Here is a 256-nt window from a genome sequence, read left to right on the forward strand (position 1 = left end):
ACCCCGGAAGGGGAGTGAAATAGATCCTGAAACCGTGTGCATACAAACAGTAGGAGCGGACTTGTTCCGTGACTGCGTACCTTTTGTATAATGGGTCAGCGACTTACATTCAGTGGCAAGGTTAACCAGATAGGGAAGCCGTAGAGAAATCGAGTCCGAATAGGGCGATCAGTCGCTGGGTGTAGACCCGAAACCAAGTGATCTACTCATGGCCAGGATGAAGGTGCGGTAACACGCCCTGGAGGTCCGAACCCAC

At 52.3% G+C, this 256-nt stretch carries 1 rRNA gene; it reads left to right on the forward strand.

From position 1 onward, the window contains the following. A 23S ribosomal RNA gene (locus GCN78_RS29090) occupies positions 1-256 on the forward strand; the annotation flags it as partial.

It is taken from the genome of Janthinobacterium rivuli, assembly GCF_009208735.1.
Taxonomy (GTDB): domain Bacteria; phylum Pseudomonadota; class Gammaproteobacteria; order Burkholderiales; family Burkholderiaceae_D; genus Janthinobacterium.